Annotated in this window: 7 protein-coding genes and 1 tRNA gene; 4 read left to right on the forward strand and 4 right to left on the reverse strand. The window is 38.5% G+C overall.

All coding sequences use genetic code 11. The features are described from left to right. Positions 1–43: 43 nt before the first annotated feature. Both ACRD7B_RS22080 and ACRD7B_RS22085 read left to right on the forward strand, forming a co-directional pair. Positions 44–763: a 4Fe-4S binding protein gene (locus ACRD7B_RS22080; protein WP_430826840.1), complete on the forward strand. Its 720-nt coding sequence runs from the start codon at positions 44–46 to the stop codon at positions 761–763. Positions 764–769: 6 nt separating this feature from the next. Further along, the gene (locus tag ACRD7B_RS22085; RefSeq protein ID WP_430826841.1) at positions 770–2,047 is read left to right on the forward strand and encodes a flavin reductase; all 1,278 of its coding nucleotides are present in this window, start codon (positions 770–772) and stop codon (positions 2,045–2,047) included. Positions 2,048–2,049: 2 nt separating this feature from the next. Here ACRD7B_RS22085 and ACRD7B_RS22090 read toward each other — a convergent pair whose 3' ends face one another. Then, positions 2,050–4,896 (reverse strand): lamin tail domain-containing protein, encoded by a 2,847-nt coding sequence (locus ACRD7B_RS22090; protein WP_430826842.1) that lies wholly within the window; start codon positions 4,894–4,896, stop codon positions 2,050–2,052. Between the two features lie 114 nt (positions 4,897–5,010). On the opposite strand from ACRD7B_RS22090, the gene ACRD7B_RS22095 reads away from it, so the two are divergent. Continuing rightward, complete coding sequence (locus tag ACRD7B_RS22095; protein WP_430826843.1) at positions 5,011–6,021, forward strand: aspartate-semialdehyde dehydrogenase; 1,011 nt, start codon at positions 5,011–5,013, stop codon at positions 6,019–6,021. 118 nt (positions 6,022–6,139) lie between these two features. On the opposite strand, the gene ACRD7B_RS22100 is transcribed toward ACRD7B_RS22095, so the two are convergent. The 3 genes from ACRD7B_RS22100 to ACRD7B_RS22110 form a co-directional block, all read right to left on the reverse strand. Then, the gene (locus ACRD7B_RS22100) at positions 6,140–7,243 is read right to left on the reverse strand and encodes an adenylate/guanylate cyclase domain-containing protein (protein WP_430826844.1); all 1,104 of its coding nucleotides are present in this window, start codon (positions 7,241–7,243) and stop codon (positions 6,140–6,142) included. 81 nt (positions 7,244–7,324) lie between these two features. Next, complete coding sequence (gene hflX / locus ACRD7B_RS22105; protein WP_430826845.1) at positions 7,325–8,545, reverse strand: GTPase HflX; 1,221 nt, start codon at positions 8,543–8,545, stop codon at positions 7,325–7,327. Between the two features lie 96 nt (positions 8,546–8,641). Continuing rightward, positions 8,642–9,325 (reverse strand): energy transducer TonB, encoded by a 684-nt coding sequence (locus ACRD7B_RS22110; RefSeq protein WP_430826846.1) that lies wholly within the window; start codon positions 9,323–9,325, stop codon positions 8,642–8,644. Positions 9,326–9,699: 374 nt separating this feature from the next. Between ACRD7B_RS22110 and ACRD7B_RS22115 the strand changes: the two genes are divergently transcribed. Beyond that, positions 9,700–9,773: transfer RNA gene (locus ACRD7B_RS22115), tRNA-Ala, on the forward strand. Positions 9,774–9,821 lie beyond the last annotated feature (48 nt).

The raw sequence follows: 9,821 nt of genomic DNA on the forward strand, positions 1-9,821 counted from the left end.
GTAACTCCCATTGAATATGAATTAAATTATTACCAAGTTTTAATTGCGGCTTAAGGTCTTAAAAAAACGTCCGGTTTTTATTTGTAATTCCATTATTCAAACATTTGAAAAAACCATTGCCAATTATTTAAAGACAGAACAACAAAACACTTCCATTTCGACAATTCGTATTGTGCAATTGGTTTTACTGGCTTTGATTCTATTCTTTTCGTTAAGCATGGTATTGGGTAAACGATTTAAACAATTTTACTGGTATTATTTAATTCTTGTATTTATTGTAATGGGCATATGGCTCAAAAAAATGCTTTCGGTAGATGTCATTCACAATTGGCTAAGTAATGGCTTACCATGGCAAAGTAATTGGGAGTTGATAGCCATTCTTCTTCTATCACTTGCCATGTCCATTGCCGGGCATAAAAAATACTATTGCAATTACTTATGCCCAATGGGTGCCATCCAATTATTAGCCGCTAAGGTTTCTCCTTTCAATACAAGGAATATAAAACTAAAAATATCGGTACTGACTTTAAGGAATATCTACTTAAGCTTCATATGGTCAAGCCTTATTCTTGGCTTTGCACTGCCACTATCCAATATGGAACCATTTTTAGCTTTCTCCTTTAAAATGGCCTCGTGGCTAATGCTATTGGCAGGTATACTAATTGTAATCCTTTCCCTATTTTACAATCGTCCCTGGTGTCAACTTTGTCCAACGGGCTGTCTGCTCGACTCGGTTCCAAGTATTAAAAAAACTCGTAAATAATAGATCATGCAAAATAAAGCCACATTACTAAATATTCTCCTAGCTATCATTATTGTTGTTTTGGTATATCAGCTAAGTACTGGTAAAAGCGAAACACCAACTCCACCCAAAGTACACAGGGCTATCAATTATGAACGTGATTCTATTTCTTCAGAAAAAAAATCAATCGGCCCCAAAGGGCATATTCATCCAAAACCAGCAGTTGTAATAGGCTCATACGGTAAGGATGGCAAGCCGAATATTATGACCGCGGCATGGGCAGGTGTGGTTAATTCAGTGCCAATGAGCATAGGCGTTTCAATTCGACCATCGAGACTTAGTTACGAAAATATAATGGCTACGAAAGCTTTCACCATCAATGTGCCTTCTGCTCAATTTGTAGCACACATGGATTACGCTGGCAACATTTCGGGTTACGACGAGGATAAATTTCAAAAACTAGGCCTCACCGCTGTAAAAGGTGATTTTACAAATGCTCCCTATATCAAGGAATTTCCCATTGTGATAGAATGTGAAGTAACTGAAACCATTGATTTGGGATCGCATGTGCAATTTATTGGCAAAGTAATCGACACAAAAGTAGACCTCGCCTATATCGACGATGAGAATCAAATAGATATGTCGATGATCAATCCGATTATATATGGTGGGGAATACTATTATGGTTATGGGCAACGCTTAGGCAAACCTTGGGACATTGGCAAGCGATTTAAAGACGATGCTTACCCGACTTTCGAACCTAAACTTTATAACAATCCTACCCTTGCAACCATTCATAACCGAAAAAGCGTTCGTCATTTCACTTCTCAACAGGTAAACCAGCAACAACTCACTGAACTAGTTCGAGCTGGAATGGCTGCACCTACGGCTGTTAATAAACAGCCATGGGCATTTGTTGCCATAAATGAAAGAAGCAAGTTGGATGAGTTATCCGAGATTCTTCCCTACGCAAAAATGCTTAAACAGGCAACGGGAGCCATCGTTGTTTGCGGCGACATGTCACGCGCATTAGATGGTGTGGCTAAAGAATATTGGATTCAGGATTGCTCAGCTGCGACTCAAAACATATTACTAGCAGCCGAAAGCATGGGCTTAGGTGCTGTATGGACAGGTGTTCACCCCATTAGCGACAGAGAAGTTTTGGTAAAAAAAGTATTAAAACTTCCTGAGCACTTTACAGTATTAAATGTGATCCCGGTTGGCTACCCTACAGGTGAAGACCAACCAAAAGATAAATGGGATGAAAATAAATTACACTGGAACACGTATACAGAAATCCAATAGGTTTACGGCGTTCCTTGAGCTATTACACATACCATTTTTTCTTTTGTTGTATTTCCTGAGGGATAATGGCATTGAATCCATATGACATAAATGCCAGGCATTAGTTGTTGACCATTTTCGCCCAAGCCATCCCACACATAGAACCCTTCGGATGCCATCAGTTGGTTATTGATCAGGTATCTGATTTCGTTGCCCGATGCATCGTAAATGCGAATAGTTACGCTTCCTCCTGTTTCTTGGCTCTTGTAACGAAGCACCAATTGGTCATCAATGCCATCGCCATTGGGTGAAAATACATCACTGTCGAATTCAAAAATACTAGTTGGTGTTTTATCTTCAATTGCTTGTGAGTTATTGTACGATGGTGTCGCATAACCTATGTCCGAAGCAGCTGAATGCCAGTTCTGCATATCCATTGATGATTGACTAAGGGATAATCGCTCCAGAGAAACACCTTCACTATCTTTTATTAAATCAAAATGCATTTTATCCTCGTATGCCATTTGGTCAATGATGATTCCGTATTTATCACAAAGTACCACAGATCCTTCATCATCGGGCATCGACGGCATCTTTTTTACATTCAAGAAGAAATTCGGATTTTCACATTGATACTGAGCCTGGATAAGCAAACTATCTTCACTCAAGACCAAATAATCATGTGGAAAGAGTAGGCGGTTTTTATCGCATACCTCAAACAATTGTTTGATTGTTCCTTCATCAGATAATTGAGCTAAATACAAGTCTGAAATATTAATAGTTTTTGAAGAAACATTTACCAATTCAATGAAGTCTACACCATCAGGATGGGGATTAAATAAGACTTCATTAATAAGCACATCTCCAAGTTCCAGACTATCTGTTGTTCTGAATTTAAGAGGGTATTCTATTATTAAATCATTGTCTGCCCAATCGCTTAAACTATTTAAATGAAGCTCATATAACGTACCGTCATTCAGAGTCTGGCCTAAATCAAATGTAATACTCGAATAAAAAACACTGTCAATCAATTCAACTTTTGCTCCATCTAAGTCTGGTATTATTTCATACGACCAGGTTTCAGAATTTAGATGCATTGTTTCATTAAAAACAACACAAAAGGCAGTATCGGAAAGTAACTCCAGGTATTGAACAATTGGTCTATCTTCATCAATATTCTTAGCTTTCACCGAATTTTCTTTTCCAGGTGTACCTCCAGCCAAATCAAGACTATACATGTAATTTTCAAAATGCCCAGAGAGATTATTAATATCAACGCGTTCAATGGACCAGCCTCCATCCTGTTTAAAAGTTTCCCCATTCACTTTATCAGGGTCACACAAATAGGCATCAATTACCATTCTATCGCTATCCCGAAGTACAAGCTTAAAACCGTCGTTACCAAGAGTGGGCCATTTAGCTACAGAAACGGTTTCTGTTGGCCATAAGGCTTCGGCATTCTCAGGCACTAAAACACAATAGTCTCTAGCCTTTAATATAGTTTGCGGCAAAACAGTTGACTTCTGATTTACTTCAAGAATACAATGCTTCAGGTCAATATCGAAATCAGAACGATTGTACAATTCGATATATTCATGTTCCGGCAAATCCAAAGCAGGAGAAGGATCAACCATCAACTCATTAAACACAAGGTCGTATCGCTTAGTTTGGTAGAAGAATATTTCATGCTCAAATGCATGAATGGTATCTCCCCGATCATCCTTTAAATTGGATAAATGCAATTGATAACTTTGACCATCAGCTAAAGTATTTTTCAATTCCAGAACGTGGTTTTGTTCATCCTCTGAAATAGCTATCTCAGCATAAATCAATGCATCGTCATTAAGAAGAATAGATGCCGCTTCCCAATTTAACAAAGGAATAGGCCGCGTAAAGTTAAAGACTAAATGCTGCAGATCTATTAATTTGGCTGATTCAATACTTACACGTTTATATTCAAAATATCGCTCCGATGGAGAGATGTTATTTCCTGCTAAATCGCCAAAGCCGGAAATGGTTAATGTATCAAGCTTGATATCATTCAGCCCAGGATTATAATGTAAGAGAAGTGAATGATTATCGGAATCGTATTCATATGAAGCAGGACTACGTTTAAGCTGTTTCAAATAAAAATCTTCATTCTGAATCGAATTGACATCTAAAGTCTCGTTAAATTTCAATAAAATAGTCTCGCCATTTAACAGATCAAAATGTGTTAATTCCGGAGCTACATCGTCAACAAAAGGCTCACCAATAACTACTATATCATCAAAGAAGAATTTATCCTTTCGGGTTTTAGTGTATTGGCAATAAATGCCAAAAGCAATGGATGCAAAGCTTGTTTTGTACTCCTGTCCTTTTATTTCCTGCCAAGTACTACCCTTATTATATCGTAATGTCCAGTTATCTGCGTTTCGTCTTACCTCCATCTGAACTTCATTACTTGAAACATCCAATAAATCTTCTGAGCTACGAGCCAATTCAAAGGTTTCTCCATTTTCGACAGCCATTAAATCAATACGATCGCCACTACTTCCCAAATCCAAATAAATGGCATTCTCAAGCAAATCAAGGTTTTCATTATCCATTGCCAAATATACCCGTGCATAATTACTCGACGAAGGATTAAACTCCATCAGAAAAGAAAAACTCCAGCTTGCTTCTTCTACTACTTCACACGGCACATATAAGAAGGCTGATCCGGCGCCCTGACCATTTAATTGAAGTCGAAAATCGTTGCTTACGCTAAAACTATCAATTTCACCAAACCACCTCGGATTGTTAAGTATTTCACCATCGGTAAACGATTCGTTGAATTGTGCCAGTAATGTAGTGGGACAGAGTAATAAAAGTGTAAAAAAGCGCAACATGGAATAAGGGTTTATTACATTTATTTCTATTTTTGCATTAATATGTAAGTACAGCACATCCATCAACAACACCCAGCTGTACACATTACTAAATTTAATTAAAAAATCACAAGAATGAAAGTCGCGATTGTTGGAGCCAGCGGAGCAGTTGGTCAAGAGTTTTTAAAGGTATTGGAAGAAAGAGACTTCCCGATGGATGAATTGGTATTGTTCGGTTCGGCCCGTAGTGCAGGAAAAACCTACCAATTTAAAGGTAAAACATTGACCGTAAAAGAGCTTAAACACAACGACGATTTTAAAGATATTGATATTGCCATGACATCGGCCGGTGGTGGAACGTCTAAAGAATTTGCAGAAACCATTACCAAGCACGGAACCATCATGATTGATAATTCAAGTGCTTTTCGCATGGAAGATGATGTGCCATTGGTAGTGCCTGAGGTAAATGCTGATGATTGTAAAAATGCACCTCGCAACATCATTGCCAATCCTAATTGCACAACTATACAAATGGTGGTCGCTTTAAAAGCTATTGAAGAATTATCACACATCAAACAAGTGCATGTGTCAACTTACCAATCGGCAAGTGGTGCTGGAGCTAGTGGTATGGCAGAATTGGAAGCGCAGATCAAACAAATTGCAGAAGGTAAAGAAGTGGACGTACAAGCTTTTGCTTATCAGTTAATGTTGAATCTTATTCCTCAGGTGGATGTATTTACCGATAACGGTTATACCAAAGAGGAAATGAAGATGTATAACGAGACGCAAAAAATAATGCACAGCGATGTTAAAGTGAGTGCAACTTGTGTTCGCGTTCCTGTTTTACGTGCTCACTCTGAAGCTATCTGGATTGAAACAGAACGCCCTGTTAGTCCGGGAGAAGCTACGGCAGCTTTTGCTAAGGCAGATGGTGTTGTTTTAATGGATGAACCAAAAGAACAAACCTATCCAATGCCACTATTTCTAGCTGGTAAGGACGAGGTTTTCGTTGGTAGAATAAGGAAAGATTTGGCCAATCCTAATGGACTTACTTTTTGGTGTGTATCGGATCAGATTAAAAAAGGCGCTGCCTTAAATGCTGTGCAGATTGCTGAACACATGATTAAAGATGGTTTAATTAAGTAAACAGTCCGTAAGTCCTTAGTCAGAAGTTTTGTGAACACTTACAACTTCTGCTTCCCCCTGATGGCTATCGGGGCAGTAATTAAATAAAATTTAAACTCCTGCTACAAGCGGGAGTTTTTTATTTCTTTTTCTTTTTTTGGAGAGGATTAACCTTATATATCTGCGTTTTTTGCTTCTTCCCCTTCAAAACCGTATCGTCCTTTATTTCCGTGAATTTAAACTCTTCCTTGTTCTTAAGCGATTCGTAGAGTACTCCCGAAATAAGTAAGTTTTGCTTGTGAACATTACACATGGATTCAATTCGTGCCGTTGTATTGAGGGTATCACCGTTATAAGAAATATCACGCTTAAAACGCCCTACCTGCAGTACCATAATCTCACCAATGTGTAAACCCGCTTTAAATTCAGGCACCAAACCATAGCGCATATCGTAAAACAGGCGCTTGCGATGTATGGCATTCTGAAAGGCATAGAAGGCCTTCAAACAATTGTTATTTCGTAGGCCACGTTTTAGATCCCAAGAAATGATGGCACCGTCACCTAAATATTGATAAATAGCTCCATGGTAATTCTCAACAATGGCCAACTCATTAAATACATCCTGTACAATAAAACTAAAACGCTTGTGCCCCAGCTTTTCAGCTATACTCACCGACGATTTCATATCAATAAACATGAATATCCTCTTCTCAACACGTGGTTTATTCATGGTGCCAATTATCCATTGAAAAAAGTTAGTAACACCAATTTTACGAAATACCCCCCGGAATAAACTATTTAATAAACACGATACATAAAACCACACAATAAATCGAGAATAAGCCAGTGTTATTTCAGGCATGCGCTTGTAGTAGATCTGATAATCTAATAACTCTTGTGCTTTTACTCCCCTATTGGCAGATAAAAACACAATTAAGTAGCCCAGCAGCAAATACATTAAAAAGCGCAGTAAAACCATGAAACGAATAGGCGAATAGCGCATCAGTTTATCGGAGAACAGCATGTCGAAAAAGGTGAAAATAATGGCCAGGTTAACACCTAATAATACGGCGTTGCCATATACATCATCTTTTAATAAGATGCTAAAATAATTGATATAAAGACTTTCGTTGCCCGAAAGGAAAACGTAAAACGATAATGATATCAGCCAGAAGAAAAGGTGATAAAAAAACGTTCGAAAAAAATTAAGAAAGCGTATTTTAAGTTTGTCGAGTAAAAACATTTTATGTGTTAATTATAGCATGCTGCCATGTTGTTTACCTCGATATTACGTTTTTGTTTCGCTATTTACAATGAATATTAACTACTCCACTTCACCCTCTTGATTGTATGAATTATACAAGTAATCATTAAATGGAAAACGTTGCGCATGAATCTCTTTTACCGTTCCGTAAATAAGCTTTTTGAACTCAACAAAGTTAACCTTGTTCAAGGCAGAAATAAAAATACAATCACCTTGTTTGCCCATCCAGGTATCTTTTAAATCTTCAAGTGAGAAATTTGCCTTGGTTTTCGGACTTAAGTCATCTTCGTCCTTTGGTACAAACGAGTAGGCATCCACCTTATTAAATACTAAAACAGTAGGTTTCTCACGCTTATCAATTTCATTGAGGGTTTTGGTAACCACCTCTATTTGTTGTTCAAAACCTGGATGCGAAACATCCACTACATGCAATAAGACATCGGCCTCACGCACCTCATCCAAAGTAGACTTAAATGATTCAACCAGGTGATGTGGTAACTTACGAATAAAACCAACGGTATCAGCTAATAAGAAAGGTACATTATCTACCACCACTTTACGAACGGTTGTATCGAGTGTAGCGAATAATTTGTTCTCAGCGAAAACTTCTGACTTACTTAACACATTCATCAAAGTACTCTTGCCCACATTAGTGTATCCAACCAAAGCCACACGAACAAGTTTGCCTCGGTTCTGACGCTGCGTTGCCATCTGTTTGTCAATCTTCTTCAGATCAACCTTTAGCTTGGCAATTTTATCTCGAATAATACGACGATCCGTTTCAATCTCCTTTTCACCAGGTCCACGCATACCGATACCTCCACGCTGACGCTCAAGGTGAGTCCACATGCGAGTTAATCGTGGTAACAAGTATTGATACTGAGCCAACTCTACTTGTGTCTTAGCATGAGCTGTTTGTGCACGACGCGCAAAAATATCCAGAATCAAATTCGTACGATCCAGCACCAACACCTTTAATTCGCGTTCAAGATTACGCAACTGCGAAGGCGATAACTCATCATCAAAAATAATGGTCTGCACTTCGTGAACTTTCATATAGTCCACAATCTCGCGGAGCTTTCCACTACCAACAAAAGTTTTTGGATCGGGCATAGCCAACTTCTGAATGAATCGCGCAACCGGCTCTGCCCCTGCTGTCTCAGCCAAAAAAGCTAATTCGTCAAGATACTCTTCCACTTGTGCATCGCTCACATTTGGTGTTTTAACACTGACTAACACCACTTTTTCCAACTCCTTCTGAGATGATAGATTTTCAATCATTAACACATTTTTTTAGAGCCACAAATATAACTCATTTATAGGCAACAAAAAACCCCCGCCGAAGCGAGGGTTTTTTATATCGAAAATCGATTTTTACTACTGTAATACAAAGTTGATAGGCACAGTATAAGATACTTTTACGGCCTTACCTCTTTGTTTTCCTGGTTTCCATGCTGGCATTGAATTTACCACACGAATTGCTTCTTTATCTAGGTTTGGATCAACACCACGTGCAATTTTCACGTCCGTTACCTTACCTTTAGTATTCACAACAAACGATACATAAACACGTCCTTGAATACCATTTTCTTGAGCAATTACAGGATACTTTACCGAAGTCGCAATAAATTTACGCAATTCAGCTTCTCCACCTGGGAATTCAGGCATCTCTTCCACTATAAAGAATACAGGCGCATCATCCGCTTCTTCTTCATCCATGGCTAGATCCGAAAAGTCAACCTCCGTATCATCATCCATTTCAGTGTCCTCAATATCCAACTCCTCGTCCAACTCCACGTCATCCTCAACGATGTTTAATACATCAGCCACTTTTGGCGGTGGGGGTGGTGGGGGTGGTTTCACTTCTTCTTGCCTTGTAATAGGCATAATCTCCTCCTCTGCTTCAAGATCATCTACCATCTCAAATTGAGAAACGTCCATATCGGTCGTCGTCCACTCAAACGCAATCAACACAATTGCAAGCGTGACTACCAAACCAATCTGCATAAAGACATTCTTCTTGTTTTCAAGATCTGCCTTCGGCGACTTTTTTACTTCCATAATAGATCAAAGTTTTGTTGCCTAAAGATAGCTATAAATAAATAGTTTGTATTCCTTATTAAAGGAGCATCCTCCTTACTCAAATTTTTTGAGTGCATAAAAATAGAATTTTAAAATCAAATTCCATTCAAATTTCCATAGTTTTTATAGCCTATGTCAAGTAAGAATGTGCTAAAAAACTATAATAATGATATTTCTCAGCTTTCCCTTTGCGTGAAATTGTGTTGTTTGGATTAAAAAAACGTTTATATTTGCATCGCTTTAATGGAAATGTCCATTGTAAAGCATGTGATGGGGGATTAGCTTCCCGATTTTCCCGATAGCTATCGGGACGGGACAGGCAACTTCGCCAATCCAATCATATAATAATTCTTGGGGGATTAGCTCAGTTGGCTAGAGCGTTTGACTGGCAGTCAAAAGGTCAGCGGTTCGATTCCGCTATTCTCCACAATGAAAATAAAGGCGTTCGGGGGCTTCCACTCTGGGCGCTTTTTTT

The organism is Carboxylicivirga fragile (assembly GCF_050589805.1).
In the GTDB taxonomy this organism is placed as follows: domain Bacteria; phylum Bacteroidota; class Bacteroidia; order Bacteroidales; family Marinilabiliaceae; genus Carboxylicivirga; species Carboxylicivirga fragile.

Excerpts from the sequence above, each read along its gene's own strand:
- ACRD7B_RS22100 (WP_430826844.1), bottom strand. The coding sequence starts at position 7,243 with ATGTTTTTACTCGACAAACTTAAAATACGCTTTCTTAATTTTTTTCGA.
- ACRD7B_RS22085 (WP_430826841.1), top strand. The coding sequence starts at position 770 with ATGCAAAATAAAGCCACATTACTAAATATTCTCCTAGCTATCATTATT.
- ACRD7B_RS22110 (WP_430826846.1), bottom strand. The coding sequence starts at position 9,325 with ATGGAAGTAAAAAAGTCGCCGAAGGCAGATCTTGAAAACAAGAAGAAT.
- ACRD7B_RS22095 (WP_430826843.1), top strand. The coding sequence starts at position 5,011 with ATGAAAGTCGCGATTGTTGGAGCCAGCGGAGCAGTTGGTCAAGAGTTT.
- hflX (WP_430826845.1), bottom strand. The coding sequence starts at position 8,545 with ATGATTGAAAATCTATCATCTCAGAAGGAGTTGGAAAAAGTGGTGTTA.
- ACRD7B_RS22090 (WP_430826842.1), bottom strand. The coding sequence starts at position 4,896 with ATGTTGCGCTTTTTTACACTTTTATTACTCTGTCCCACTACATTACTG.